Raw genomic sequence first — 26,737 nt, 5'->3', positions numbered from 1 at the left:
GGATGCGCCAAGGTCATCAGTCTTGGGTCTTTCCTTTAAAACCTGTCATTCTCGGGCACGCTGCGATTGGTGGGCCTTTTGAGGCTAAGGGACCGTTAGCCGACGACTTTGATATCTTGCACGGTGACTTGATGATTGGACAAGACAGTTGGGAAAAGGCGGAGAAAGTCCTTCTGGAAGAAGCGTGCTCGAAAGCGGTGGAGAAAGCGGGGCTTACGAAAGAACAAATAAACTTTATGCTTGCCGGGGATTTAATGAACCAGATCATATCTGCCAGCTTTTCGGCCCGGACGCTTTCGATTCCGTTTCTGGGGATTTTCGGAGCGTGCTCAACAGCGATGGAAGGCTTGGCTTTGGCTGCTCTCATGGTGAATAGTCAAGCTGCTGAATACGTCTTGGCTGCTACCTCCAGTCACAATGGGGCTGCGGAAAAGCAATATCGTTATCCAACGGAGTACGGTTCACAGAAGCCCCCAACGGCACAATGGACCGTGACGGGAGCAGGGGCTGCTGTTGTAGCCAGTCAGGGTAAGGGATTACGGATTACGGGAGCCACCATCGGGCATGTAGTCGATATGGGATTGACAGATCCATTCAATATGGGAGCAGCGATGGCGCCAGCCGCGTTATCCACGATTGAGTCGCATTTCCGTGACTTTCAGCTCCCTCACGATCATTACGATTTGATTGTAACAGGGGATTTAGGACGAACGGGCCATGCCATTTTATCTGATCTGTTGCCCAAGCATCACATGCGCATTCCACTAGAGCGTTATGTCGATTGCGGGAAGCTCATTTATGGAGAAAATCCAAATGTGTGGTCAGGTGGTAGCGGATGTGGCTGTATCGCTACAGTGACGTACGGGCACCTACTTCGGCGGATGAAGCAAGGAGAATGGAAGCGGATCTTGCTGGTTGCCACGGGAGCCCTCTTATCCCCGTTGACCTTCCAGCAGGGAGAAAGCATTCCTTGCATCGCCCATGCCGTGGCTGTTGAGTCGGAGCAACTTGGAGAGTGATACCATGATGTTTTTGTGGGCGTTTCTCGTAGGAGGAACGATTTGCTTAATCGGTCAATTTCTCATGGATGTCGTCAAGCTCACACCTGCCCATACGATGTCTTCTCTTGTTGTCAGTGGAGCAGTGCTAGACGGACTTGGTCTGTACGAGCCACTGGTTAATTTTGCCGGAGCAGGAGCGACAGTACCCATCACGAGCTTTGGAAATGCACTGGTGCACGGGGCAATGGCGGAGGCCGAGAAGCATGGAGTTATTGGCATTATTACCGGCATTTTTGAAGTAACGAGTGCGGGGATTTCGGCTGCTATCGTCTTCGGATTTATCACGGCAGTCTTGTTTCGACCAAAAGGATAATGACAGGTACATGTTGCCATTTGTTCCAAAATACTTGAATTGAACCTACTTTCGCCAACTTGTAGAATGAGTTGGGTAAAGGAGGGAACAATTTATGTGGTGGAGCAAGAAAGCAGTAACAACCTTGCTTGCTGCCTTTATGGCTGTAGCGTTTATTATCCCGGCCGACTCCCTGGCAGCCACACAGATTCAACGAGGTAGTGTGACCGGGGATGTATGGGATTTGCAGTATCGTTTGCAGATGCTGGGCTATTACAATGGCAATTTGGATGGCATTTACGGTGTGAATACAACAAAGGCCGTCAGACAGTTTCAAAAAGCATACGGATTACAGATTGACGGTATCACTGGTCCAAATACATGGCGCGTTCTAAAGAAAGTGTCGGTAAATAAAGCGGAAATGCAGATGCTGGCGCAGTTGGTTTATTCCGAAGCACGTGGAGAACCTTATGAGGGCCAAGTGGCTGTGGCTGCCGTCGCGTTGAACCGTGTCCAGTCCAAAAACTTTCCCAATACACTTGCCGGTGTCATCTTTGAGCCATTAGCGTTTACCGCAGTAGATGATGGACAATTCTGGATGACTCCTAACAAGACTGCTTACCAGGCAGCTTGGGATGCTGTACGAGGATGGGACCCAACAAACAATTCTCTTTACTACTTTAACCCTGTTACGGCGACCTCCGATTGGATTTGGTCTCGTACACAAGTGAAGAAGATCGGCAAACACATTTTTGCCATATAATCATTGTTCATGCAGCCCTTGAAACAGTTTTCGTCATGATGCTGTTCGAGGGCTTTCCTTTTGACTGGAAACTATTGTTCATTGTTTTTGCAAAATAGTTCGATAAAATGATACGAAAGGATTCGCATATTTCCCCATGGAGGTTGATGATGAAGAAACGGATGATCCTTGCCTCGCTGGCAGCCTTTTTACTCATAGGTACACCAGTTGTCGAGGCAGAAACAACTCACATGAATGAAACACCTTATGTAGACATTAGCGGCCATTGGGCAGAACAAGAAATCAATCAACTATACATAGCCGACGTAATTGGACAAAACGAATATTTTCGACCTGATGACAACGTAACATTGGGCGAACTGCTCACGATGTTTGTGAATGCCAAAGGAATTGAACCTCTTGGCAACAAGCAATCATCCTTTGCGGACGTACCGGCAAACAGTTGGCTGTCGTCCTACGCAGAGACGGCCTATCGACTGGGAATTGTCCATGGGCAGAAGCAAGGAAATCACCTATACTTACATCCGGATGCCCCAGTAAAAAGAGCAGAGCTTGCCTCTATTCTGGTAAGAACGATGGGGGACAGCGGAGTAGTCAATAACTTGAAGTGGTCTACGACGATCCAGACATTGAACCAATACCCAGATGGGAACAACGTGAAAGAGAAAGAGCAGCGCCCACTTGTTTACGCCATGCAAAACGGGTTAATGAGTGCTTATGAGGACGGTACATTAAAGCCGGACAAGTACATGACGAGGGCCGAAGCTGCCACATACGCGGCTCTTCACTTGCTTCCGGATAAGCCGAGAATGACAAAAGCCCTCGCGAACGGGACACCTTTTCGCCAGGAATTAACGGTACAGACGACTGCTTACAGCTACACGAACGACAAGATTCTGTCGTATCTGGAGTATCCATTACGCGAAGGTGTTGTAGCGGTTGATCCAAATGTCATCCCGCTTGGTACGCACTTGTACATCGATGGCTACGGCTATGCAGTGGCAGCTGATATCGGTGGTGCGGTAAAGCAACGCCATGTGGATCTGTATCTTCCGACGTTGAACGAAGCTGAAAATCACGGCTTGCAAAAAGGCGTTAAAGTATACGTGCTAGATTAATAAAAATGCTGAACATATTTCCTGCTCTTTCCACTCATACTAACGTGGAAGGGGTGGGATTTTTTCATGGTATGGGTGTTGCTAGGATTGCTTGGTTTATTTGTCTTACTAGTAATCACGCCAATACAGTTGACGTGTTTATACAGTCGCGAGGGCGATAATGATCAATTGGAGATTACGATTGCAGCTTGGGGTATCATTCGCAGGAAATACGAAATTCCCATTCTCCTCTTGAAAATGACAGAAGCTGGGCCAGAGCTTGTTGCAAAGCTGGAAACGATCCAGCATGGAAGCAAGCTTCGGGAAAAGGTCAAAGATTTTACGCGGAGACAAGTGAAATTATGGTATCGCAATTATCGTGACGTGTTAGAAAGAGTACGTGACTTGCTGCCTTTGCTAAAAGACCTGTTCAAACAAATTCGCTGTTCGAAATTAGAATGGCATACGTTGTTGGGCACAGGTCAGGCAGCGGAAACAGGAGCACTGACAGGACTAATCTGGGGAGTGAAAAGCTTGATTGTCGGGATTCTCTCCCACTCCATCTCTTTACAGACGATGCCTGCCATGAGTGTACAGCCTGTCTGGAACCAAGCACTTCTACATACGAAAGTTCAAGCGGTGTTGCATTTTAAATTGGGTCAGTTCGTTTTCTACGCGCTAAAAGTCTTTCTGCAGATTCGAAAAAGTAAACAGCGAAAATGGCAAGCTGCGCCTACGCGTGCCTAATCACAAATGTAAGAGCATGCATATTTATTCCCTTGTGCAGGGTACATGCTTCGGATTTGTTGGGGGAATGATAAAACATGACACAGATAGGAAGGAGGAGCGACAAATATGGCAGACCACCCGATTCAAGGCCTCATGAGAACAGCGATGGAAAATCTTAAGCAAATGGTGGACGTGAATACAATCATTGGTGATCCTGTTGAAACACCTGACGGTAGTGTCATTCTTCCGATCTCCAAGGTAGGATTTGGTTTCGCGGCCGGGGGTAGTGAGTTCCAATACGATCAGCATCATAATGGCCACCAACACCATCAGCAACATGAACATACGGGTCACCCGTTTGGCGGGGGGAGTGGGGGCGGTGTCTCCATCACGCCTGTAGCTTTTTTGGTCGTAGGCAAACAAGGAATTCGTTCGATCCCGCTTGAAAATACGACCCATCTCTACGACCGGATTTTGGATTCTGTTCCGCAAATCGTGGATAAAGTTCAGGGGATGTTTACCAAATCCGATGAACCTACTGTTTATTCCAATACGATAATTGCCAGAGCAGAAGAACAAGATTTGGAAGACCTTATGGATAGAAAGTAAAAAGGAAGACAAGCACTAAACAGGTATGCTCCATAAAAGGGGCATACCTGTTTTTCGGTAGTAAACGTATGGCATTACCAGAGTTCGTTTACATACAAGCCTGTTTTCGCAACATGCTGATAATGAAGGCTCGAGCTGGAGGAGGCGATATAAGGATGGAGGGCCATCGCTTCCTCGTAGTAACGTGAAAAGGAGCCAAGGGGCTTGCTTTGCAATCCCAATGTACCTGCTCGGAATGCTTGGGCTACACGCTCCATTGTATTTGTATAGTCCATATAGCTGGTCTGTACGGCCTCCAACCATTTCTCATCGTCCATTTCCAGTTGTCCATCTGGTAACAGCTTGATTCCAAACGTTTGGAGTTTTTCCTCTGCGTCTTTTGCCACTTGAGCGAATGCATCCAGCTTTTGTGTCGTCAAGGTATCTGCTTTTTCCGCAAGAAATAGCTTCAGGCGATTGTATTTACTTATTAATGACTGTGTTCGCTCATGTAATCCCTCAATGTCAGGTCCAGCCTCGCTGTCTTTCCCGGCGGCAATGAATTCCCGAGCACTCTTCTCCAAATCTGAGGAAAACCGGTACAGACGCGATAAGGAATCGGAAAGCTCCGTTGTCCATTGCTGCTGACGAGTATAGTACGGCTGCAAATTAAAACTGAGAATCGGATTGACTGGGGTGCTTAGTTTTGCCTGAAGCATATGGGAATGATAGCGGCCTACCCGCTGCGTAAATGGAACATGGCTGACTCGATTCGTTTTCATGTCGGTCACCTCCTCAAATGTAAATGGAATGAATCCCCAGGAACAATTTACTATCTCCTATTATAGACGATGCCTACTCCATTTCAATGAGCAGATCGCCAGTTTGAATAGCTTCGCCTGCTTTCACGTAGACGGCTTTAATTTTTCCGTCGAGCGGGGCTTGAATCGTCGTTTCCATTTTCATCGCTTCACTCACCAGAAGATGCTCGCCTTTTCGCACCTTGTCACCTTCTGCTACAAGCACCTTGAGCACTTTTCCTGGCATGGAGGCACCGAGGTGGGCAGGGTTTTGCGCTTCTGCTTTTCGGCGGATCAGTTCAGAGACTTTTGCGGATTGGTCACGGATGAAGATTTCACGTGGCTGTCCGTTTAGTTCAAAATAGATGATGCGTCGGCCATCTGGATGAAGCTCGCCGACTGCGACCAGCTTGATAATCAATGTTTTACCACGCTCGATCGTGATGGCAGTTTCCTCACCCGGTCGCAATCCGTAGAAAAACGTTCCCGTATTCAATACCGACAGATCACCGTATTCCTTCAGGCGTTGTTCAAATTGCAAATAGACTTGCGGATACATGATATACGACAGGACGTCTAAATGACTGGGTTCACGTCCGATTTTGGCTTCCAACTCAGAAGCAACTTGCGCAAAGTCAATGGGCGCGAGCAATTCGCCAGGACGTGCCGTAAAGGCATCGCGACCTTTTAGCACGAGCTCCTGCAACTTCTTCGGGAACCCTCCCGGCGGTTGGCCGAGATACCCTTGGAAAAATTGAATGACGGAATCCGGAAAGTCGAGGCGTGTGCCTTTCTCCCAAATGTTTTCCTCATTCAAATTGTTTTGGACCATGAACAGGGCCATATCACCGACGACCTTGGATGACGGCGTCACTTTTACGATGTCGCCACACATCTGATTGACGACAGCATACATGTGCTTCACTTCGTCCCAACGACCTTCCAGTCCAACCGCTTTGGCTTGCTGCTCCAGATTGGTGTATTGGCCTCCAGGCATTTCATGAACGTACACCTCGGTGTTACTCGCTTTCATGCCGCTTTCAAAGCCTTGGTAGTACGGACGTACATCCTCCCAGTAATCAGACAGCTTGTTGAACGATTCAAGAGATAAGCCAGTCTCACGCTCCGTATGGGCCAAGCTCGCGATCAACCCGTTCAAGCTTGGCTGGGAAGTGAGTCCAGACATGGAGCTGACGCAAGCATCGACGATATCCACGCCTGCTTCGATCGCTTTCAGAAGCATGGCGCCAGCATTTCCTGATGTATCGTGCGTATGCAGATGGATCGGAATGCTGATTTCTTGTTTTAAAGTAGAGACGAGGGAATAAGCAGCATACGGCTTCAAAAGACCTGCCATATCCTTGATCGCGAGAATATGGGCACCTGCTTTTTCCAATTCCTTAGCCAGATTGACATAGTAGGCCAAGCTGTATTTGGTCTTGGTCGGGTCCAGAATATCTCCGGTGTAGCAAATCGCTGCTTCGGCGACCTTGCCAGATTCACGTACGGCTTCAATCGCTGTTTGCATTCCGGGAAGCCAGTTCAGGCTGTCAAAGATCCGAAAGACATCGATGCCGTTTTCCGCAGAGGCTTTGACAAAGGCATGAATCACATTATCCGGGTAATTGGTGTAGCCTACGCCATTTGCTCCGCGCAAGAGCATTTGGAACAGAACATTCGGTATGCGTTGGCGAAGGATTTGCAGCCGTTCCCAGGGAGATTCCTGCAAAAAGCGCATCGTCGTGTCAAAAGTGGCACCGCCCCACATCTCCAACGAGAAGAGCCCGGAACCGAGCTTGCCTGTCGCTTCTGCAACGGAGGCGAGATCGTACGTGCGCACACGCGTCGCAAACAAAGACTGGTGGGCATCGCGGAATGTCGTGTCTGTGACAAGCACCTGCTTCTGCGCCTGAATCCAGCGTACCAGACCGTCGGCACCTTCTTTATCCAAAATTTGCTTCGTACCGTCCGGATATGGCTGGGTAAATGGTGTCCGCGGGATGCGAGGCGAGTCGAAGTGCGGCTTTTTCTCCGATTTCTGAAGACCAGGATATCCGTTGACAATCGTGTCTCCGATATAAGATAGTAATTTGGTACCACGGTCCTGACGGCCAGGGAAGATGAACAGCTCTGGCTTGGTGTCAATAAACGATGTATCGTAGTTGCCACTCAAAAAATCAGGATGTGTCACGACATTTTCCAAAAACGGCAGGTTCGTTTTCACGCCACGGATACGGAACTCACGCAATGTGCGCAGCATTTTGCGAGCGGCTTGATCAAAGCTCGCGCCATACGTAGAAATCTTGACCAGAAGCGAGTCATAAAACGGGGTAATGATCGCGCCTGGATAACCATTGCCACCGTCCAGCCTTACACCGAAGCCGCCACCGGAACGCCAGGCGGACAAGCGACCGGCATCTGGCAGGAAGTTGTTTTCAGCGTCTTCTGTCGTGACACGGCACTGGATGGCAAAACCACTCATCTGGATATCACTTTGCGCTCGAATGCCAATCTCCTCATCGGAGAGCGCATGACCCTCGGCTACGCGAATCTGCGACTGAACAATGTCGATTCCAGTGATAAGCTCCGTGATGGTATGCTCTACTTGAATACGTGGATTGACTTCTATAAAGTAAAAACGCTTGTCCGGCGTCAACAAAAACTCGACTGTTCCAGCGTTCGAATAACCGGCTTTTTTCATGAGAGTGAGAGCAGCCTGGCAAATATCTTCACGCAGTTTGTCGTCCAACGATAGGCTCGGTGCTACTTCGACCACTTTTTGATGGCGCCGTTGAACGGAGCAATCGCGCTCATACAGATGGACGATGTTTCCTTGGTTGTCACCGAGAATTTGGACCTCGATGTGTTTGGGCTGCTCCAAGTATCGCTCCAAATACACCTTGGCATTGCCGAAGGAAGAGCGGGCCTCGGAACGTGCACGATCTAACGAATCTTGCAATTCCTCCTGACTGCGGACGATACGCATGCCACGCCCTCCGCCGCCAGATACGCCTTTAATAATGATGGGGTAGCCGTATTCTTTGGCAAAAAGAAGCGCCTCTTGGAGTGTTTCGATCGGCTCCGGAGTGCCTGGAATCACTGGGATTTCCGCTTCAATCGCAAGACGACGTGCTTCTACCTTGTCCCCGAATTTGTCGATCAGCTCAGGGGATGGTCCAATGAAAATGATGCCTTCCTCTTGGCAACGCTTTGCAAAATCAGCATTTTCAGCAAGAAATCCATAGCCTGGGTGAATGGCATCGATATCGTTGCGCTTGGCAATTTCGATGATACTTTCGATATCGAGGTAAGCCTCAATAGGCCCTTTTCCCGCACCGACCAAGTAAGACTCGTCAGCCTTGAAGCGATGGATAGAAACATTGTCCTGCTCGGAGTATACGGCTACCGTACGTATGCCGAGTTCCGTTGCTGCACGAAAGATCCGAATGGCGATCTCACCGCGGTTTGCTACCAGTAGGCGATTGATTTTTCTCTTTTTCATTATTCTCTCCCCCTTACGTCTCGGAAAAAAAGACGCATTAAAATTATATATAGAACAAATATACAAAATTTTCTCGACACAAGACACACTTTTTTCGATCACAGGAGGATAGATGAGCGTGAACAAGCAGAACGACAAGCTGCCTGTATTTGTGTATGGCACACTTTTGGCGGGCTTTGGAAATCATAGGAATTACGTAAAACCATATGAGCATGAGGCAACACCTGCGACGATTCAAGGCGAGATCTATCACTTGCCGGCAGGCTATCCGGGATTGCTGAAAGGCGAGCAGAAGGTCGTGGGGGAGATCGTCATGTTTGCCCCTGACGTGTACGAGCAAGCACTAGCTGGACTGGACAAGCTGGAGACGTACTATGGCCAGGGTGATCCGCGCAATGAATACGAACGGATCATCGTGCCAGCGACGATGGAGGGAACAGGTCAGGTCGTGAACGTCTACGTTTATCGTTATTTGGATCAAGACCTGGTCAAGCAAACAGGCGTGCACATTCCGCATGGGAATTGGCGACGCTACATGCAGGAGCTGTCTGAATAGCCAGTGCTGGTTTTGCCAAAACTGGTAGGGAAAAGGAGGGAGCCCTGCCATGGAATTACTCCATTGTGAACCTGCCCAAATCTGGCGTTACCTGATACCGCAAAATCAATGGATGTTTCCCGAAGAAGTTCCAGAAGATGAACTGATCTTTCATTATCGCGACTATATTTATTTTGTAAACAATGATGGCTCAGTTTTGTCCATGCCAAAGCCTGCTTGCTTCGAAACGTTGGATATGGGGACCTTGCTGGAGTATTTGGCAACATCGGACGACACCATCGATTTTGACGATGAAGGAGAATTCGATTACGGTCATGTCTTAAAGCGTATGGGGTATATCGTGCCAGTCAGAGACAAGCGTGAAAAAGCTACCTATCAAATTGAGATTATCAACACGGCGTTGCCGAAAGCACATGGAACGCGGTACGAAATGAAGCAGGTTACCTTCGCTTTTGCCCTCTATCACGCGCTGATGCGCTGTCATGAGCTGAATGCGAAAACGGATTGGGAATATGAGCATGAAGTGAAGCGAATCGCCGAGGTACAAGCCAAGCAAAGCGGGAAAGTGCAAGTGAATCTGTAATTTCTACTATTGGCATAGTGAAAAAAAGTGAATGATAGGGTATGATAATTGAGGTACATACTGAAAGATTTGGTGAGGAGGAAGAAATCATGACAACTGCTGTTGAGCGTCAAGGCGCATTTGTATTCAAAGGTGGTCCTGTAACACTGCTCGGTCCTGAAATCAAAGTAGGAGATACTGCTCCTAACTTTACTGTAGTAGGTGGCGATCTGTCCCCTGTAACTTTGGAAGATTCCAAAGGCACGGTTCGCATCATCTCCGTAATCCCTTCTATTGACACTGGCGTGTGCGATGCACAAACTCGCCGTTTCAACGAAGAGGCTGCGAAATTGGACGGCGTTACTGTGCTGACTGTTTCCGTTGACCTGCCATTCGCGCAAAACCGCTGGTGCGGTGCTGCTGGCATCGACAAAGTGAAAACAGTATCTGACCACAAAGACCTGAGCTTTGGTACAGCTTACGGCGTAGCGATCAAAGAATTCCGTCTCTTGGCTCGCGCTGTATTCGTAATCGATGCAAACGACAAGGTTGTACACGCTGAGTATGTGGCTGCGGCTGGTGAGCATCCAAACTACGAAGCGGCGATTGCTGCTGCACAAGCTGCGAAGTAAGCAATTTTCATAAGTAAGCTCCCTTTTTGTCCAAGTGACGAAAAGGGAGTTTTTTTATTTGCAGCAAGTGGAAAAAATAGTCTTGACGCATTTAGTAACCAATGGTTATATTATAACCAACGGTTACTAACCACTGGTTATAAATTTTTCGAGAAGCAAGGAGCTGAATATCTCGCATGGCAAGCAAACAAGAAATACGCTCAGAAGAAACGAAACGGGCGATTTTGACGGCGGCAGCAGACCTTTTCGCAACCCGAGGCTTTGATACGGTATCCATCAGGGAAATCGCCAAAGCAGCCGGCTGTTCCCATACAACCCTCTATATTTATTTCAAGGACAAAGAAGCTCTGCTTCATCATCTATCCAAGGAACCTTTGCAAAGCTTGGCTCTACAGATGGAAGAAACACTGTCCAAACACGGACGAACACCAGAAGAGAACCTGCGTGAAATCAGCAGTCAGTTCATTCACTTTTGCTTGCGCAATCGAACGATGTATACCTTATTCTTCATGATCAAAGCCTCTCGGATCGATGTAGAGGAGCCGGAAAAAGACTTGCAAACGCTGCGGAATCAATTGTTTGGTTTATTGAGGGAGGCTGTAAGACGTTGCTTGCCAAGTGACATAGAGGAAGAAAAAGCACTGGCTCATGCACGGATTTACTTCTACACGTTGCATGGCATCGTCGGTACGTATACACATTCCGAAGAACCATTGGACAGCTTGATAGAAAGGCTGGCACCTACATTCGCTTTAGCTGTAGATGTTTTTCTCGCAGGAAGTCAAAAAATAATGAACAGGGAGTGACGAGAGAATGATCAGAGTGGAGCAAATCTCGGCGAACATTTGGTGTATCAAAGCATGGTTGTTGATTCCTTTGCGGGTCTGGATTGTCAGGGAGGAAGATGGCGTTACGCTCGTTGATGCAGGGATGCCATTTATGACGAACCGGATTATGGCTTTTATCAAACAGTTGAATGCAGGACCACTCAAACGAATTTTGCTGACGCATGGTCATTCGGATCATGTGGGGGCCGTTAAAAAAATGGCGGCGGCAGAATCTGTACCAGTCTTTGCCCATCGAATCGAGATTCCTTATATGGAAGGGAAAGAGCTGTATCCTCGTCGTAAAAAGCTGGAAGTAAACGTCCAGCCTGGCCTGGCTCAGTCTTTGCCAGAGGATGCCGAAGGGAATATAGCTCCCATTGGCGAATTGCAACCTTATCTGACACCTGGTCATTCTCCGGGGCATGTGGTGTATTATCACGAAAAGGATGGAGTTCTTTTAGCGGGAGACTTGTTTACTTCCAAACGCGGCAGATTGCATCGTCCCATGCCGATGTTTACGGCGGATATGGCTGAAGCACTCAAAAGCAGTTTGATCGTCCGCCAATTGCGACCACGCTATTTGGAAGTATGCCATGGCAAGCCAATCGAAAATCCGGCAGAACAACTTGATGACTATGTAAAAGAGGTCTCTACTACTTTTTCGATTCCTGCTCGTGTTTGGCAATCATAGGGCAATGATCGACTGAGCCAAGTTGTATGAAACGAATCCCCTTTTTCTAGCGTCATAGGTTTGAGGTGATTGGATGAAAAAGGTAGGATGGCTTGGTCAACTATTTCTGATAGCGACACTATTACTGACAGGGTGTGGGAACGGATCGTCCGCGCAAGGGACTTCGCAGCTTGCGGAACCACCACAGCCAGTCATTGAATGGAGCGGAAAAACTGCTGCGACGGTGCCTGCATCTTCCTGCTGGAGCTATAATAGCGAGGCGATTTGCAAGGATACGGCGGCACCACCGGAACTCGTCGCAGAGCAAAAGCCTGCGCCCCTGCAAGTAAAGCCTGGGGCTACGCTGACCGTCACTTTTGCCCAGCAGCCAACTGCAAATACACTCAAGGTAACCCAATGGAACGGTATGAATGAAGTTGAGCAAGCAGTAGAAAACGGCAATCAGTGGAAAGCACCCGAACAGCCAGGCTGGTATTTGTTCGATGTTCGCGGTCAGTGGACGCAAGGTGATGCAGGTCATGCATTTGTCATCGAAGTGAAAGACAACATCTGATAGCATTCTGGACGGTCATGGCCAAACAGCCATGATCGTTTTTTGTTATACTGAGGGGAAGGGAAGACTTAAAGGAGAGACAACATGCTAGAAGAATTAATAAGCTTTACGGTAGATGAGGCAGATGCAGGGCAAACCGTGCGAGAAGTACTGCAAAAGCGGTATGGTGTATCGCGTCGTTTGCTCATTCGTGCCAAATTTAAAGGCTCCATTACACGGAATGGCGTCCTCGTATTCGTGAACGAAAAATTGAATGCCGGCGATAAAATAGCAGTCATGGTTGAAGAAGAGGCGGAAGAGACCGTTGCCCCAGAGGACATGCCGCTCTCCATCCGTTATGAGGACGAGGATTTGATGGTCATCGCCAAGCCAGCGGGATTGGTCGTTCATCCGACAGGAAATCATCCCAGTGGGACTTTGGCCAACGGGATGATCGCTTATTGGAAAAAGCGTGGTGAGCACAGAAAGTTCCGAGCGGTGAACCGTTTGGATAAAGATACATCAGGCTTGATGATCGTAGCCAAGAATCAATGGGCGCATGAACAATTCAGCCGCATGCAGCAGATCAGGACGTTGCAGCGGACCTATCGAGCTATCGTTCAAGGGCTCGTGGAGTCAGACGAAGGTACGATTGATGCGCCGATTGGACTGGCGGAAAATTCGTTTATCACCAGACAGGTAAGGCCGGATGGGCAGACAGCTGTTACCCATTATCGTGTGCTTGCCCGAGGGGAAGGAATGAGTTTTGTCGAGGTGAAGTTGGAGACAGGGCGCACGCATCAGATTCGCGTACATATGAGCAGTGAAGGGCACCCACTTGCAGGAGATGATCTGTACGGGGGAGAACGGGAGCATATCGGCAGACAAGCTTTGCATGCATGGGGGCTATCCTTTGTCCATCCGCGTAGCGGTCTTGCGATGAACTGGGAGGAGCCGCTGCCAAGTGATATGGAGCAGCTCGTCCAACAATTTTTTCCCGATTATCCGTGCAAGGAAATGACCTAGGCGAAAAATTTCGTCATTTCCCTCTGGAAAGCTGTAAGCGTTTTCGATATGATAGAAGAAATTCGTTACAAACATTGGAAACACAACAGAGAATAGCTGGCTGTCTGCGGGGGAAAATCCCGCAAAGATTTTTTTCAGTAGCAGACGAGACCCAGCTTGCGCCTGATGCCTGTTTCGGATCGTTTTGACAAAAAGGGCTTCCCTTTTTATTTTTGTCATGCACCGGAATTGCCTTGGGGGTGAGCTGGGTTTTCTTATTGCCCAAGAGAAGGAGAGGGTTTCATGAAGCTGGTTTCCTATCGAGAAAGGGAAAGGGATGCTTGGCGAGCGGGGCTCTTGCACGAAGGAAAAGTCAAAGATATTGCACATGCTTGCCCGGAGGCGCCGAGTACAGTGCTTGGTTTACTCGAGGAGTGGGCGAACTGGTTACCCGTTCTCCAAAAAGCATACGAGGCACAGGATGGTTGGGATTTAGAGCAAGTCGAGCTAGGTTCGCCACTCCCACGTCCCGTCAGCTTTCGTGACTTTTATGCCTTCGAGGCCCATGTGAAGACAGCACGAGCGAAACGCGGACTTTCGATGGTGCCCGAATGGTATCACTTCCCCGTCTTTTATTTTTCGAATGCAGCAGCTTTTACAGGGACACAAGCGAATATTCGCAGACCCAAAGCAACCGAGTGGCTGGACTATGAGCTGGAGATTGCCTGCGTGATAGGAAAAGCAGGAGTAAACATTCCAGTAGAACGAGCGGAAGAGCACATCGCAGGATATTGTATCTTAAACGACTGGAGCGCTCGGGATATACAACGGGAAGAGGTCAAGGTCGGCTTAGGGCCAGCCAAAGGCAAAGATTTCGCAACGTCCATGGGACCGTGGCTGGTTACACCGGAGGAGCTGGCGGATGTACGCATCACAGGCGAAAAGGGCAGCCGCTACGATCTGGAGATGGTGGCACGAATCAATGGTAGGGAGTATTCAAAAGGAAACTTCAAAGACATTCACTATACATTCGCTGAAATGATTGCCCGCGCCTCAGAGGATTGCTCCTTGTATCCCGGAGATGTTATCGGATCGGGAACGGTAGGGACTGGCTGCATTTTGGAGCTCGGGACAGAGCAGTATGCTTGGCTTGCGCCAGGTGATGTAGTGGAGCTAGAGGTGGAACGCCTCGGTGTGCTTCGCAATACGATTTGTGAATAAGGATGAAAAAAGGAGGAAGGAACGTATGGCTTTTTATCAACGAATGGGGGAAGTTCCACAAAAGCGGCATACAACATTTTACAAGCCGGATGGGGGACTGTACCGCGAGCAAGTGATGGGAACCAAAGGGTTTTCCGGAATTCAATCCATTCTGTATCACCACAATCCACCAACCCAAGTGAGGGAGACGCGCAAATACGCAGACGTCCGCTTGGAATATGTGGAGCAGGTTGATTTAAAGCATCAGCATTTTAAAACGTTTGATGTTCAGCCGGGTGGGGACCCGATTTTCGGACGTCGCTACATGCTGGGGAATAACGATGTCGTCATGGCAGTATGCGCACCGACAGAGCCGATGGATTACTTTTATCGCAATGCGGATGGGGATGAAGTTGTCTTTGTCCATCAAGGTGAGGGAGAGCTGCAAACGATTTTCGGTACACTCACTTACAAGCCGGGCGACTACCTCGTTATTCCGATCGGCACGACCTATCGGATAGTACCTTCTGTGCAGAGTCGTTTCCTCGTCATCGAGTCACAGAATGAGATCGTGCCACCGAAGCGTTATCGCAACGAGCATGGTCAATTGTTGGAACATTCGCCGTTTTGTGAACGTGATATTCGTTTGCCGGAAAAATTGGTGACACATGTGGAAAGCGGAGACTTCGAAGTGCGCGTCAAACGCCAATCTGTGGTCTACAGCTACTTCTTTGACTTCCATCCGTTCGATGTTGTGGGCTGGGACGGTTATTTGTATCCGTATGCACTGTGTGTTCATGATTTTGAACCGATTACTGGACGCATTCATCAACCACCACCTGTCCATCAAACCTTTGCCGGTCAAAACTTTGTCATCTGCTCGTTCGTTCCGCGGATGTATGACTATCATCCGCAAGCAATCCCTGCGCCTTACTACCACAGTAATGTAGAAAGTGACGAGGTGTTATACTACGTTGATGGCAATTTTATGAGCAGAAAAGGTATTTACGAGGGTTCGATCACTCTGCATCCAATGGGGATTCCTCACGGGCCGCATCCAGGCAAGGTAGAGGCGAGCATTGGGAAAAAAGAAACGCAGGAGCTTGCTGTTATGCTGGACACATTCCACCCGCTTCACGTTACAAAGCAAGCGTTGGAAATCGAGGATGAGGCATACATGTCAAGCTGGTTGCCACCGCAGGAATAGGAAGAGGTGCAAAAACGCAATGGAAATCGCTATTCACGAGATTGAACGGCAGGAAAAATACAAGCTCTTGATCGGTTGCATCGTCCCGCGGCCGATCGCTTGGGTCACCTCCTTAGGGGAGGGGGCGATCGTCAATGCCGCTCCTTTCAGCTATTTTAATGTCGCCAGCATTGAACCGATGATGGTTTCAGTTGCCGTCATGCGCAAGCCGGGGAGTGTCCCAAAGGATACGGCACGAAACATCATGCAAACGGGAGAATTCGTGGTGAATATGGTGGACGTACACAATGTGGATGCAGTCAATCAGACTTCTGCTGATTATCCGCCAGAGATCAGTGAAGTAGAGGCAGTGGGGCTGGAAGTTGCCCCATCTGTTCTCGTCAAGGTGCCGAGACTACGTGCATCCCGCATCCATTTTGAGTGCAAGCTGCATCAGATTGTGGAATTAGGTAGTCCGACCACATCGGATTTGATTATCGGGGAAGTGGTGCATGTACATGTAGCAGATGAGCTGTATCATGCAGGACGGATTGATGCTACAGCGTTTGCACCCGTTAGCAGATTAGCAGGCCATACGTATGCGACTCTGGGCGAACAGTTTGATCGTCCCCGCCCCGTTTATGAGCCGCCTGCCAAGTGATTGATCTCCGTCCAGCGACGGAGGACAAATCCCTCTACGGACCATTTTACCGGATTCGCCTATCGGGTATCCTGTAGATACAAGGCAAGCGGATACTGTAGAGAGGGTGGAATGCAATGATGGAAAGACGACTATACCGTTCTCATGATAAACGGTTATTTGGAGTTTGTGGTGGGATTGCGCAATTTTTGCGCATTGACTCTACGCTGGTGCGTGTAGGAGTTGTCGTTCTCACTGTTTTTACAGGAGTACCGATTTTGCTTTACTTGCTAATGGCGATGATCATGCCAAAGGAACCGCAATGGTCATACGCTTCAGACGGTTTCCCGATGCATGATGTACCATATAGTGGACATGCACGTATGAACGATTTGGATCAGGAGATTGACCGTCTGGAGAAGCGTGCTTTGGTACAGGAAGTGTATCGCCTGCGTGAAGAATTGGGCAAATACAAGGGACTGTAAAGTAAAGAAGAGACTTCCAGGGCTTTACGCTCACGGGAAGTCTCTTTTCACTTTTACCTATTTTGATCCCACAAAAAAATTGGTCAGCAACTTCTGGAGATCGCTGCATAACATGTAAGGTGGAAAACCTACATAGGGAGGGAAAAGCAGTGTATCTCGGCGTGTTCGATTTGAATCAGCGTTTGGAGCAAACCCGCAAAATCCTGCGGGAAAAGCAACATCTGAAAAAACTGATTGAAGAAGACATCCATGACTTGGAACAAGACGTCAAAGAATTAGAAGCGATGACGACGAAACAAGACAAGTATGCAACCAGTGCTCAGCGCTAAAACAGCTCTATGCGCGACAAAAAGAGGAAGTGGCAACTGCCCGAAGAAGGCAGGGAGCCACTTTTTTAATTGTGAAGCGCTTGATCCAAAACCTTTTCTACGATGGCAGGAACCATGCGGATCGCTGCACTATCGGTTCCGTATGTCTGGCTGTCCGCGTAAGCACCTTCCATCAACAAGATAAGCGTATAGGCCAGCTCGCATGGATTTGCAGCGCCAAGGGCAGTCGTGCGGTCCAAAAAAGCGTCGCGGATGCGTTTCTGATGAGAGCAAACCAACTCGCGAACAGGATGAACCGGATCAGGAAACTCGACAGCTACATTGATAAAGCAACAGCCGCGAAATTCCTCGTTGGTCGCTCGCTCAGCCAGATCAGCAAAAAACTGAATGATTTGCTCTCGTGGCCGATTGGGATGCTTGGCGATGCTCTCTTCCCACTCTTGCCAAAATACGTTTTGCTTTCGGGTCATGTAGGCGAGAATCAGATCCGTTTTCGAGGAAAACTGCCGATAGACGCTCATTTTATTCATTCCGGCACGCTCGACGATGGCATCTACACTGACGGCATGGATTCCTTCTTGATAAAACAATTCTTCTGCAGCGTTCAAGATGATCTCTTGTGCTTTTTCACGAGGCACGCGAGGACGTTTTGCTTCCGTCATATACCATCCCCCATTTAGGATTTCCAGACGTCAGCGACAATTTCAAAAGAGCGAACACGATCAGCATGGTGGTACATTTGCGTCGTAATCATGAGCTCATCTGCGCCTGTAGCATCGAGCAACTCTTGCAGTTTGCTTTTCACGGTAGCAGGGCTGCCGATGATGGAAGAACGCAGCTGTGCTTGGACAGACAGTTTTTCGAATTCGCTCCATAGCTCATCCATATTGTCCACAGGTGGTTGGATTGGCTTGAGATCGCCGCGGACGAGATTTAAGAATGCCTGGTAATGGGAGGTGGCCAGTCGATTTGCGAGCTCATCTGTATCGGCTGCCATCACGTTGACGCCAACCATGGCATATGGCTGATCCAGCACTTCCGATGGACGGAAACAATGACGATACGTCTGCAACGCAGGCAATGTAAAGTTAGGCGAAAAATGTCCAGCAAATGCAAAAGGCAATCCGAGCATACCCGCCAGTCGCGCTGAGAAATCGCTGGAACCGAGCAGCCAGATCGGGATGTTCAGACCTTCGCCAGGAATAGCGCGGATGGCTGATGACGACTCGCTTGTTCGTGGACGAAGATATTCACGCAGCTCCTCCAATAACTCCGGGAAATCCTCTCCACCAACCCGCAAATCGCGGCGTAGCGCACGTGCTGTTCGTTGGTCCGCTCCGGGTGCGCGTCCCAAACCTAAGTCGATCCGGCCTGGATAGAGAGACTCCAGTGTCCCGAATTGCTCGGCGATCACGAGTGGAGCATGATTGGGCAGCATAATGCCGCCTGAGCCAACACGGATTTTGCTGGTGCCGCCGGCAATGTAACCGATGAGAACAGAGGTGGCAGAGCTGGCTACGCTGGGCATTGCGTGGTGTTCGGCAAGCCAATAACGAGTAAAGCCCCATTTTTCCACCTGCTGCGCTAGATTGAGACTGTTTTTATACGATTCAGCGGCGTTGCTACCCTCGGTTATAGGTGCTAAATCGAGAACGGACAATGGGATATCTCGTAGTTGCTTCGAGGAGATTGTATCGGACATGGGATGAAACCCTCCTTGTACTTAGCGGTTGCTGGTCGGATAAGATTGTTACTGGGTAGTAACAAAACGTACTTGCATCATACGGAGCAGAAGAAGGGATGTCAACGCTTGGATGTGCGACCGAGCACATTGGGAGAAAAAGAAAAAGCCCTGACAATGCAAGGGCTTTACGTACATCCTTATTGTTTTGTTAAGATTACAGGTCCATTCGCGGTAATAGCGAGGGTGTGCTCGAATTGAGCGGACAGCTTCCCATCGCGAGTACGTGCTGTCCAACCATCTTCATCGACCGTAGCATGGTACGTCCCGATGTTCAGCATGGGCTCAATGGTAATGACCATGCCTTCTTTGAGGCGTTGACCTCTGCCAGGAGGGCCAAAGTGAGGAACGAACGGCTCCTCATGCATTTCCTGACCAATACCATGTCCGGTAAAATCACGCACGACAGAATAGCCTTGTGCTTGTGCATACGTTTGGATGGCGTGGGAAATGTCACCGATCCGATTGCCTACGACAGCTTGCTCAATACCGAGATACAGCGATTTTTCAGTGACTTCCAGCAGTCTTTTCGCTTCTGGGGACACTGTTCCCACTTCATAAGACCAAGCGGAGTCAGCCAGCCAGCCGTTTTTGCGAACAACCATGTCGATAGTGACGATATCGCCATCACGCAAAGGCTCTTTTTTTGGGAAGCCATGGCAGATAACATCATTTACTGAACCGCATGTGGCATAGGGATATCCATGAAACCCTTTTTGCTCAGGGGTCGCGCCATTTTCAGCCAAAAATTCTTCTACGAATTGATCAATCTCCCAGGTAGAAATGCCTGGACGAATCATCTTGGCAATCTCACGATGACAAGCAGCCAAAATTTTGCCTGCTGCATGCATGAGTTCAATTTCTTCAGGTGTCTTGAGGATAATCATCGACTCTCTCCTTCTCCTCGTTAGTCAAGAACTCTTTATAGTATATAGTGTAGTCCCGTTCTGCGCCAATTGCCACACCGAAAACGGCATGGTAGGATGAGGAAGAAATAATCAACCCTGGGGGTAGGTAGCGTGGACAAGTTTCAAGAACATCTGGCGAACTACCAGATTCATGTAAAAGAAGACGTGGAAAAACGTGTTGCCTTTATTTGTGAGCAAATTGACGGAAATGGTCTCGGCGGTGCAGTCGTCGGTATTTCTGGTGGGATTGACAGTGCCGTTACGGCAGCGCTGTGTGTTCGTGCATTAGGCTCTGAACGTGTCATTGGCGTTTGGTTGCCTGCTTACTCGCAAACCGTTCATGAAACAGATTCCAAGCGACTTGCTGAAGCGATTGGATTCAATTTGCACACGGTTGATGTAGGGCCTGCCTACGACGCTTTGGTTCCTGCTATCGAGAGTGTACTTGGGCTTGATGACAAAACAAAAGGAAATACAAAGGCTCGTTTGCGCATGACAGTGTTGTACGCCATCGCGAACCAAAAAGGATACCTGGTAGCGGATACGTGCAACCGGAGCGAGATTCATGTTGGCTATATGACAAAAGGCGGAGACGGTCTTGCCGACTTTAATCCAGTAGCAAGCCTGACGAAGCATGAGATGCGAATTCTCGCTGCTGAGCTCGGGGTGCCTGGAGAGATCATTACGAAGCCGCCTTCTGCCGATTTGTGGGAAGGGCAGACGGATGAACAGGAGATGGGCTTCACCTATGAGGACCTGGATCGTTTGCTGATTACAGGCGAAACTCGACCGGAGGCCAAAGAACGCATCGATTACCTGCATCGAATCTCTGAGCATAAGCGCAACATCATGCCAGGCATATAGATATGCCACAATCCTACAAGCTGTTTACAAGTTGTCTGTGGCAAACGACCAGTGCAGTCGTATCAACAGAGCAACGTCTCTACTTGTTTGATCCGGCCTATTTTCCACATGAGATAGAGGCGATTGCTGACTATGTGCAAAGGGAGAGGAATGGAAGAGAGCTCATTCTCGTCCTGACTCACGGAGATTGGGATCATGTTGTCGGGGTCGGCAAATTTCCGGATGCCACAATCATTGCACAAAAGGAAATCCTCACCGATGGACGGATCGAGGGTAAGCTGAACAAGGCAAAGCGGTTTGATGGCTCGTATTACGTGGTCAGATCGTATGAAGTAGGAATGCCGAAGTTCACGAAATTTGTGGAGGATGCACAAGATTGGCAGGAGGTCTTTTTCCTGCCTGTACCAGGACATACACCTGATCAGATGGCGACCTTGTTCCGGGAGCAGAAGCTGCTTGTTGTCGGTGACATGCTATCCAATTTAGAGTTCCCGTTTATCGATGACAGCAGTGCTTATTTGGAGAGTCTGGAAAAAATCGAGCGGTTGGTCCTTCTAGGAGAGGTGGAAGAAGTCATTCCTGGACACGGAGTACCTGCAAAAGGACGCGAGGAAATTCTGCATCGAATTGCACGTGATCGCCAGTATTTGTTGGATGCACGTGCAGTTGTTTTCGAGGGGATCGCCAATAATGTAGGGGAAGATGTACTTACAGAGCAGTTTTCCCAACTGATGTATGATGGTGTATCGATCGATGAACATCTCCGTTCAGCCCATGACCAAAACCGGGATCAACTATGCAAGGAAGCTATTTCGCAGAAAGGTTGATTATTCCACGGTTTTATAAGATAATAGGGGTTACGCAAATCTTTCTAGGAAAGAGGTGGAACAGATGTCTACGACTGAATTGATGCTGAGAACAAGTCTGGAAGGACGTGTGAAGCGTACGTTGCAAACGTACTTCCGTCGCCCTAACGACGTGTTGATCAAGGAAAGCCTCGGAGCGAACGGTTTGTCCCCAGAGCAAGTGGAAGTAACCGTAGAGCTCTTGAAAGAAGACAAAACTGTTGCCGAAATCATGGAGCACCTGCACGATCAAGGCTACTTTGCATAACATTGCGAGCAAAAAAGACCGGACTGACATTCGATTGTCGGACCGGTCTTTTTCGTTCGAGCGACTAAGGAGTAGGGCTTTCCTCAGGCAATGAGCGCCGTAATTTCTTGCGGCGATACAATTGAAGGCCAGTTAAAACGAGAAAGTAGCTCATGAACGCGACAATCAGTCCCATGATGGCACTCCCGGTAAAATAGACAAGTCCTTTTTCTTTCACCCAGACAAGCCATTGCATCCCGGACTCGTGATGGATCAAATGCCCTTGTAACGGTTTGCCGATCAACACGTATCCAATATTGTAATTAAAAAGGATGAAAAGCGGTAAGATGAGCTTTCCGATGACAAACGCAACCAAACCAGCGGGCAAACTGGCACGAAACAGCTTGCAAAGCGGGAAAAGCAATAAAAACGCGAGGCCAAAAGTAGGCAGGGTAATGAACTCGATGAAGATTCCGAGCGAAAATCCGCGGGCGACAAAAGCTGGAGCCCCTTTCATTCTCAGCACCTTGTAGTATTCGAATTTTAGCTTTCGATATGTTTTTTTCCACATCCGTGCTATCCCTCGTTTGTCCCAAGTCATTTGTCTGTAATATCCCCTAAGGGTAAGGCGAATGGTGAAGCTGGATTCGTTTTCAATTGATGTTGTAGAGTATCTCCAAGTTGGCAAAAATTAATAGTTGCCATACGAGCTCTGATTTGTGAATGCGCCTTTCTTTTGGCATAATGGAAGAGGGCAGCTTGCTGGAAAAGTGGTGACATTCGTGGAAGATGTAATGGGAACCTTCGGTGACTATATTGCTCAATATGGGTATGGCGCCTTGTTTGGATTGTTCTTTCTAGGAATTTTGGGGATGCCCTTGCCTGAAGAAACGCTGCTCGTTTTTTCTGGATTTCTTGTCTCAACGGGAAAATTGGAATATTGGCCTACTTTTTTCGTCTGCTTTCTCGGTTCCGTTACAGCGATGACGGTGGCATACTGGATCGGCAGAACATTAGGCTACACTTTTCTCGAACGATATGGGAAACGACTGGGAATGGGCTATACGGTTTACAAAAAAACGGAAGAGTGGTTTAATCGCGTCGGTAAATGGGCGCTTCCGCTAGGCTATTTCATCCCTGGTGTTCGTCAGTTTACGGCCTATTTCGCCGGGATTACGCGATTGCCATTTCCGACTTTCATGCTCTATACCTATTTGGGTGGGTTGTTTTGGAGCTTGCTTTTTGTGACGCTTGGCTGGCAATTAGGAGAACGTTGGGATGAGCTGTTTGATTTGATTGCTCGTAACCTCGCGATTTTTTTTATCGCTTTGCTCGCATTGATCGCAGCCTGGTCGTATTTCAGGCACAAGGCGAATGTAAAAAAACAACTACGGAGGGATCAGAATGAGTGAAGAAAACCGCAACGAAAATCTACTGCCTGTGGTTCAGAAGCCGACCGAACTGGTTCCTGTAGTATTACCGGAAAAGCATCAGCGATTTTATGATAAATTGCGTGAGAAAATCGAAGCGTTCATACGAGACAAGGGAGTCAATGATTCTGTAGCCAACTTTATACTGCTTGCACCAGATTTGTTCGTTCTCTTGGCCCGCCTTATGCTGGACAAGCGCGTAGGTGTTCAATCAAAAGCGTTAGCGGGTGTAGCGGTTGCCTACTTCATTACCCCGGTTGATTTTATTCCGGAGGTATTAGTCGGTGGATTCGGACTTGTGGACGACGTCATTTTGGCTGTTTATGCATTGCGCAAGATTTTGGTGGATATCGATGAATCGATTGTACGTGAGCATTGGAATGGCGAAGAAGACCTCTTGGCTGTCATTACGAAGGTGGTTCGATCAGCGGATGATCTGGTCGGCAAGAAAATAGTGAAAAAGCTGGAAGAAACCCTGTTCCGAAAAAAATAAGCTAGGATGGGACAAATAGATGAAATATTTATTGGATTATCAAGAGGGAGAGCGTGTTGTCGCTTTTTGCTTGATTAAAAACAAGGAAGCAGGCGTAGCGAGTAACCAGAGTGAATACTTGAACTTGGAGTTGGGAGATCGCTCCGGCACCATCAGTGCAAAGCTGTGGGATGTCAATGCAGAAATGAAGGAATGGATTAACGTCAAGGCTGTCGTGAAGATCGACGCTGCTGTCCAAGTGTATCGTGGGAAAAAGCAACTGGTGATTCAACGAATCAGACCGGCTGGTGCATCCGACGAAGTTCAGATGGAGTCACTTATTCCGATCTCGCCAGTTCCAGTAGAGGAACTGTGGACAAAGCTTACCCATGCAGTCGACAGCCTGCAGAGTGCCACGCTCAAGGCCATTATTCAAGAAGCGCTGGCAACAGAGGAGATTCAGGATCGTCTTCGCCATTATCCGGCTGGCGTTCGCATGCACCACAACTATTATCATGGTTTGCTCGAGCATATTGTCTCTCTGTTGACGGCGGCACAGAGCCTCTTGCCCCTGTATCCACAAGTAGACAGGGATGTATTGATTGCGACTTGTATCCTACACGATATTGGAAAACTGTACGAGCTGTCTGATCCCATCGCCCCTGACTACACCACGCCAGGTCAGTTAATTGGTCACTTGGTCATGGGAGTCGAGATGGTAAGCGGTATTTGCCGCAAGCTAGATATTTCTTTAGGGGACGCGGAGGTTCTGCACTTGAAGCATTGCATTTTGAGTCATCATGGAGAGGTAGAAAACGGCTGGGGCAGTGCTGTATCTGGAAAAACGCCTACAGCTGTCATGTTCCATTACCTGGATCAGATCGACAGCAAAATGAACGCTTTGAGCCAAACACTAGCGGACATGACAGAAGAAGAGGAATGGGCGTACGCTGGCGTGCTTAGACGTAAAGTCTGGCGCGGGTATTAATGGACCAAAAAGCCAACTGCTAAGCAAAACGAGCAGTTGGCTTTTTTTAGATAAATCAGAAACGATTTTGCAGGAAGCTCGTCTTAACAGTAATGTCTTGTAATGAGGAGGTATTCCTGTGAAAAAGCGAAACAGAGCTGCCATGTTTGTGTTGGCAGTCAGCATGGTCACGACACCAGTGGCACTTCTGCATCCGTTGTCTTCTTATGCGTATGATGGCAAATCAAGTTTGGAGCCTATTCAGTTGCCAGGAGACATCGCTCACTTGTTAACAGAATTGAAAGAGGACTATGTGCCTCTCATGAAGGGCCTTCATGTGGACTCATACGGAGGGACAAGCAAATCGGGGTATGTCATTAATCTCTCGGATCGAAAGAGTATCATTACCACGAATACGACGCTCACTATCTCCACAAATGCAGAGGGAGATATGACCAGTTTTGTCCTGCATGATGTGAATCGGGACAAAACAACTAAAATCAATCAAAAGGAAGCCTATCAAAAGGCTGTGGACTTTGTTCGGAATTACATAGCAGTTGACCATGTTATTTCCCCGCGAGCGATGCTTTCTTACGATCGTGCATCTGAGCTGGATCATCTGGCGGTTGTCAGTGTCTACCCACAGTTGAACAACACATGGGTGGACAAAGAGACAGCACGGGTCATGGTTGACGCAAAGGGTCAGGTTGTCCATTTTCAGCAAGAAAAGCTAAAGCTTCCTACCGCAGAAGAAGTAGCGGACCCAAGCAAGACTGTAGCGCTTGAAAAGGCAATGAAGGAGTGGCAAGACAAGGTATCCTTGGAATTGGTCTACGATGAGTCAGCTGGCAAGCTCGTTTACGTGCCTGACCAATTGCCAACGATAGATGCTCTGACTGGCGAAGAAGTTCCGTCTGTGTATAAAACAGAGAATGAGACGATGAAAATCAAAGGAACAGCAGACATGGGAGTCTGGCGAGATATGAAAAAAATGGAGCAGATGCTCGAGAAGGATTTTGGCCTGAAGCTGAATCAACGCACGTACAAAAATGTAAAAGAAGACAAGAAGTACAAAAACAGTGACATCGATCGCCATGAATGGAATGCAAGCTCGTATCAAAGCGCGTGGATTACGCTCGACCGTAAAACAAAATCACCCATTGAATTCAAGCTGGACGGTCCCGTAGAAAAGGAGCTTGAGAAGCCGCTCACACATGATGAGGCAAAAGACATCGCCGTACAATTTGTGGAAAAATACTTATTGTCCAAAGAACAATCTTTCTCCGTAAAAGAGACGCGTCTGGTAGAAAATCTGCCTGGCTGGGCGGATCAAAATCTGGTGCGACCGATCAGTAGTTTTGCTTTTCATCCTGAGATTGATGGTATCCCAACCAAGAGGCCACTGTTTTACATGGAAGTGGACGCAAAGAAGGGCAATGTAGTCCTTGCTCAAGTAAATGAGCTGCCGTCCATGCCTGCTACCATCAGGAAAGACGGTATTATCAAGGATGAGAAAGCAAAGGACGCGTATGTCAAAGAAGCAAATCTGCGCTTGGCATACTGGTATCCGAAGGTAGGTACGCATGCAGCGAAACTGCCGCAGTTGGCCTATTTACCGACAGCAGATGCCAAGTCTTTGCAGATCAATGCTGCTACGGGTGCAGTGGAAGAAATCTGGCTGGAATGGAAAGCTACCCCATAACCAAAACCCGATATGGTGTAGAAGCCATGTCGGGTTTTCCCTTTCATCATTATCGGAATTCATAAACACTTCAAGGCAGGTAGG

At 48.5% G+C, this 26,737-nt stretch carries 31 protein-coding genes; 25 read left to right on the top strand and 6 right to left on the bottom strand.

Going from position 1 to position 26,737, the window contains the following annotated elements:
* The first annotated feature begins 2 nt into the window (after positions 1-2).
* From spoVAD to ytfJ, 6 genes are all read left to right on the top strand, one after another.
* Entirely contained in the window at positions 3-1,019 is a 1,017-nt protein-coding gene (gene spoVAD, locus AB432_RS21060; RefSeq protein WP_048033952.1) for a stage V sporulation protein AD, read from the top strand.
* A 4-nt stretch (positions 1,020-1,023) separates the two neighbouring features.
* Positions 1,024-1,374, top strand: coding sequence for a stage V sporulation protein AE (gene spoVAE / locus AB432_RS21055; protein ID WP_048033951.1), 351 nt, complete (start codon positions 1,024-1,026; stop codon positions 1,372-1,374).
* Between the two features lie 94 nt (positions 1,375-1,468).
* On the top strand, positions 1,469-2,116 hold the full coding sequence (sleB, locus tag AB432_RS21050; protein ID WP_048033950.1) for a spore cortex-lytic enzyme: 648 nt from the start codon (positions 1,469-1,471) through the stop codon (positions 2,114-2,116).
* A 146-nt stretch (positions 2,117-2,262) separates the two neighbouring features.
* On the top strand, positions 2,263-3,234 hold the full coding sequence (locus AB432_RS21045) for an S-layer homology domain-containing protein (protein ID WP_235617517.1): 972 nt from the start codon (positions 2,263-2,265) through the stop codon (positions 3,232-3,234).
* A gap of 66 nt (positions 3,235-3,300) precedes the next feature.
* Entirely contained in the window at positions 3,301-3,960 is a 660-nt protein-coding gene (locus AB432_RS21040) for a DUF2953 domain-containing protein (protein WP_048033948.1), read from the top strand.
* A 108-nt stretch (positions 3,961-4,068) separates the two neighbouring features.
* Positions 4,069-4,551 carry a GerW family sporulation protein gene (gene ytfJ / locus AB432_RS21035; RefSeq protein ID WP_048033947.1) on the top strand — a complete coding sequence of 161 codons (483 nt, stop codon included), beginning with the start codon at positions 4,069-4,071 and terminating at the stop codon, positions 4,549-4,551.
* Between the two features lie 74 nt (positions 4,552-4,625).
* Here ytfJ and AB432_RS21030 read toward each other — a convergent pair whose 3' ends face one another.
* Positions 4,626-5,312: a hypothetical protein gene (locus AB432_RS21030; protein WP_048033946.1), complete on the bottom strand. Its 687-nt coding sequence runs from the start codon at positions 5,310-5,312 to the stop codon at positions 4,626-4,628.
* Positions 5,313-5,385: 73 nt separating this feature from the next.
* Complete coding sequence (gene pyc, locus AB432_RS21025) at positions 5,386-8,832, bottom strand: pyruvate carboxylase (protein ID WP_048033945.1); 3,447 nt, start codon at positions 8,830-8,832, stop codon at positions 5,386-5,388.
* A 112-nt stretch (positions 8,833-8,944) separates the two neighbouring features.
* Here pyc and AB432_RS21020 point away from each other — a divergent pair, with 112 nt between their 5' ends.
* The 12 genes from AB432_RS21020 (at position 8,945) to AB432_RS20965 (ending at position 17,477) form a co-directional block, all read left to right on the top strand.
* Entirely contained in the window at positions 8,945-9,388 is a 444-nt protein-coding gene (locus tag AB432_RS21020) for a gamma-glutamylcyclotransferase family protein (RefSeq protein WP_048033944.1), read from the top strand.
* Between the two features lie 49 nt (positions 9,389-9,437).
* Positions 9,438-9,971 (top strand): hypothetical protein, encoded by a 534-nt coding sequence (locus AB432_RS21015; RefSeq protein ID WP_048033943.1) that lies wholly within the window; start codon positions 9,438-9,440, stop codon positions 9,969-9,971.
* 89 nt (positions 9,972-10,060) lie between these two features.
* Positions 10,061-10,582: a thiol peroxidase gene (gene tpx / locus AB432_RS21010; protein ID WP_048033942.1), complete on the top strand. Its 522-nt coding sequence runs from the start codon at positions 10,061-10,063 to the stop codon at positions 10,580-10,582.
* 176 nt (positions 10,583-10,758) lie between these two features.
* On the top strand, positions 10,759-11,388 hold the full coding sequence (locus AB432_RS21005) for a TetR/AcrR family transcriptional regulator (protein WP_048033941.1): 630 nt from the start codon (positions 10,759-10,761) through the stop codon (positions 11,386-11,388).
* Between the two features lie 7 nt (positions 11,389-11,395).
* Complete coding sequence (locus tag AB432_RS21000; protein ID WP_048033940.1) at positions 11,396-12,100, top strand: MBL fold metallo-hydrolase; 705 nt, start codon at positions 11,396-11,398, stop codon at positions 12,098-12,100.
* A 73-nt stretch (positions 12,101-12,173) separates the two neighbouring features.
* Positions 12,174-12,653, top strand: coding sequence for a hypothetical protein (locus AB432_RS20995; RefSeq protein ID WP_048033939.1), 480 nt, complete (start codon positions 12,174-12,176; stop codon positions 12,651-12,653).
* Positions 12,654-12,737: 84 nt separating this feature from the next.
* Positions 12,738-13,658, top strand: coding sequence for an RluA family pseudouridine synthase (locus tag AB432_RS20990; protein ID WP_048033938.1), 921 nt, complete (start codon positions 12,738-12,740; stop codon positions 13,656-13,658).
* A 282-nt stretch (positions 13,659-13,940) separates the two neighbouring features.
* On the top strand, positions 13,941-14,858 hold the full coding sequence (locus AB432_RS20985; RefSeq protein ID WP_048033937.1) for a fumarylacetoacetate hydrolase family protein: 918 nt from the start codon (positions 13,941-13,943) through the stop codon (positions 14,856-14,858).
* 25 nt (positions 14,859-14,883) lie between these two features.
* On the top strand, positions 14,884-16,044 hold the full coding sequence (locus tag AB432_RS20980; RefSeq protein ID WP_048033936.1) for a homogentisate 1,2-dioxygenase: 1,161 nt from the start codon (positions 14,884-14,886) through the stop codon (positions 16,042-16,044).
* A 19-nt stretch (positions 16,045-16,063) separates the two neighbouring features.
* The gene (locus AB432_RS20975) at positions 16,064-16,684 is read left to right on the top strand and encodes a flavin reductase family protein (protein WP_048033935.1); all 621 of its coding nucleotides are present in this window, start codon (positions 16,064-16,066) and stop codon (positions 16,682-16,684) included.
* Positions 16,685-16,800: 116 nt separating this feature from the next.
* Positions 16,801-17,148, top strand: a complete 348-nt coding sequence (locus tag AB432_RS20970) for a PspC domain-containing protein (RefSeq protein WP_082195967.1) — start codon at positions 16,801-16,803, stop codon at positions 17,146-17,148.
* Positions 17,149-17,297: 149 nt separating this feature from the next.
* On the top strand, positions 17,298-17,477 hold the full coding sequence (locus AB432_RS20965) for a hypothetical protein (RefSeq protein ID WP_048033934.1): 180 nt from the start codon (positions 17,298-17,300) through the stop codon (positions 17,475-17,477).
* Between the two features lie 65 nt (positions 17,478-17,542).
* Here the strand turns inward: AB432_RS20965 and AB432_RS20960 are convergent, their stop codons facing one another.
* The 3 genes from AB432_RS20960 to map all read right to left on the bottom strand — a co-directional run bounded on the left by AB432_RS20960 (position 17,543) and on the right by map (position 20,105).
* Complete coding sequence (locus AB432_RS20960) at positions 17,543-18,139, bottom strand: TetR/AcrR family transcriptional regulator (RefSeq protein ID WP_048033933.1); 597 nt, start codon at positions 18,137-18,139, stop codon at positions 17,543-17,545.
* 14 nt (positions 18,140-18,153) lie between these two features.
* Positions 18,154-19,179 carry an LLM class flavin-dependent oxidoreductase gene (locus AB432_RS20955; protein ID WP_048033932.1) on the bottom strand — a complete coding sequence of 342 codons (1,026 nt, stop codon included), beginning with the start codon at positions 19,177-19,179 and terminating at the stop codon, positions 18,154-18,156.
* A 179-nt stretch (positions 19,180-19,358) separates the two neighbouring features.
* Complete coding sequence (map, locus tag AB432_RS20950) at positions 19,359-20,105, bottom strand: type I methionyl aminopeptidase (protein WP_048033931.1); 747 nt, start codon at positions 20,103-20,105, stop codon at positions 19,359-19,361.
* A gap of 132 nt (positions 20,106-20,237) precedes the next feature.
* Between map and nadE the strand changes: the two genes are divergently transcribed.
* The 3 genes from nadE (at position 20,238) to AB432_RS20935 (ending at position 22,103) form a co-directional block, all read left to right on the top strand.
* Positions 20,238-20,990 carry an NAD(+) synthase gene (gene nadE / locus AB432_RS20945; protein ID WP_048033930.1) on the top strand — a complete coding sequence of 251 codons (753 nt, stop codon included), beginning with the start codon at positions 20,238-20,240 and terminating at the stop codon, positions 20,988-20,990.
* A 2-nt stretch (positions 20,991-20,992) separates the two neighbouring features.
* Positions 20,993-21,817 (top strand): MBL fold metallo-hydrolase, encoded by an 825-nt coding sequence (locus AB432_RS20940; protein ID WP_048033929.1) that lies wholly within the window; start codon positions 20,993-20,995, stop codon positions 21,815-21,817.
* Positions 21,818-21,881: 64 nt separating this feature from the next.
* Positions 21,882-22,103 carry a hypothetical protein gene (locus tag AB432_RS20935; RefSeq protein ID WP_048033928.1) on the top strand — a complete coding sequence of 74 codons (222 nt, stop codon included), beginning with the start codon at positions 21,882-21,884 and terminating at the stop codon, positions 22,101-22,103.
* 64 nt (positions 22,104-22,167) lie between these two features.
* On the opposite strand, the gene AB432_RS20930 is transcribed toward AB432_RS20935, so the two are convergent.
* A complete protein-coding gene (locus AB432_RS20930; protein ID WP_048033927.1) occupies positions 22,168-22,653 on the bottom strand; it encodes a DUF2062 domain-containing protein in 486 nt (161 codons plus the stop codon).
* Positions 22,654-22,864: 211 nt separating this feature from the next.
* Here AB432_RS20930 and AB432_RS20925 point away from each other — a divergent pair, with 211 nt between their 5' ends.
* From AB432_RS20925 to AB432_RS20910, 4 genes are all read left to right on the top strand, one after another.
* The gene (locus AB432_RS20925; RefSeq protein WP_048035903.1) at positions 22,865-23,494 is read left to right on the top strand and encodes a DedA family protein; all 630 of its coding nucleotides are present in this window, start codon (positions 22,865-22,867) and stop codon (positions 23,492-23,494) included.
* Positions 23,487-24,005: a YkvA family protein gene (locus AB432_RS20920; RefSeq protein ID WP_048033926.1), complete on the top strand. Its 519-nt coding sequence runs from the start codon at positions 23,487-23,489 to the stop codon at positions 24,003-24,005. The genes AB432_RS20925 and AB432_RS20920 overlap by 8 nt, the downstream gene beginning before the upstream one ends.
* A 19-nt stretch (positions 24,006-24,024) precedes the next feature.
* Complete coding sequence (locus AB432_RS20915; RefSeq protein ID WP_048033925.1) at positions 24,025-24,972, top strand: 3'-5' exoribonuclease YhaM family protein; 948 nt, start codon at positions 24,025-24,027, stop codon at positions 24,970-24,972.
* A gap of 118 nt (positions 24,973-25,090) precedes the next feature.
* Entirely contained in the window at positions 25,091-26,653 is a 1,563-nt protein-coding gene (locus AB432_RS20910; RefSeq protein ID WP_048033924.1) for a YcdB/YcdC domain-containing protein, read from the top strand.
* Positions 26,654-26,737: the final 84 nt, after the last annotated feature.

This window comes from Brevibacillus brevis, from assembly GCF_001039275.2.
In the GTDB taxonomy this organism is placed as follows: Bacteria; Bacillota; Bacilli; order Brevibacillales; family Brevibacillaceae; genus Brevibacillus; species Brevibacillus brevis_C.
Note: the sequence above shows the minus strand (reverse complement) of the source record. Positions and strands in the feature narration are given on the sequence as shown.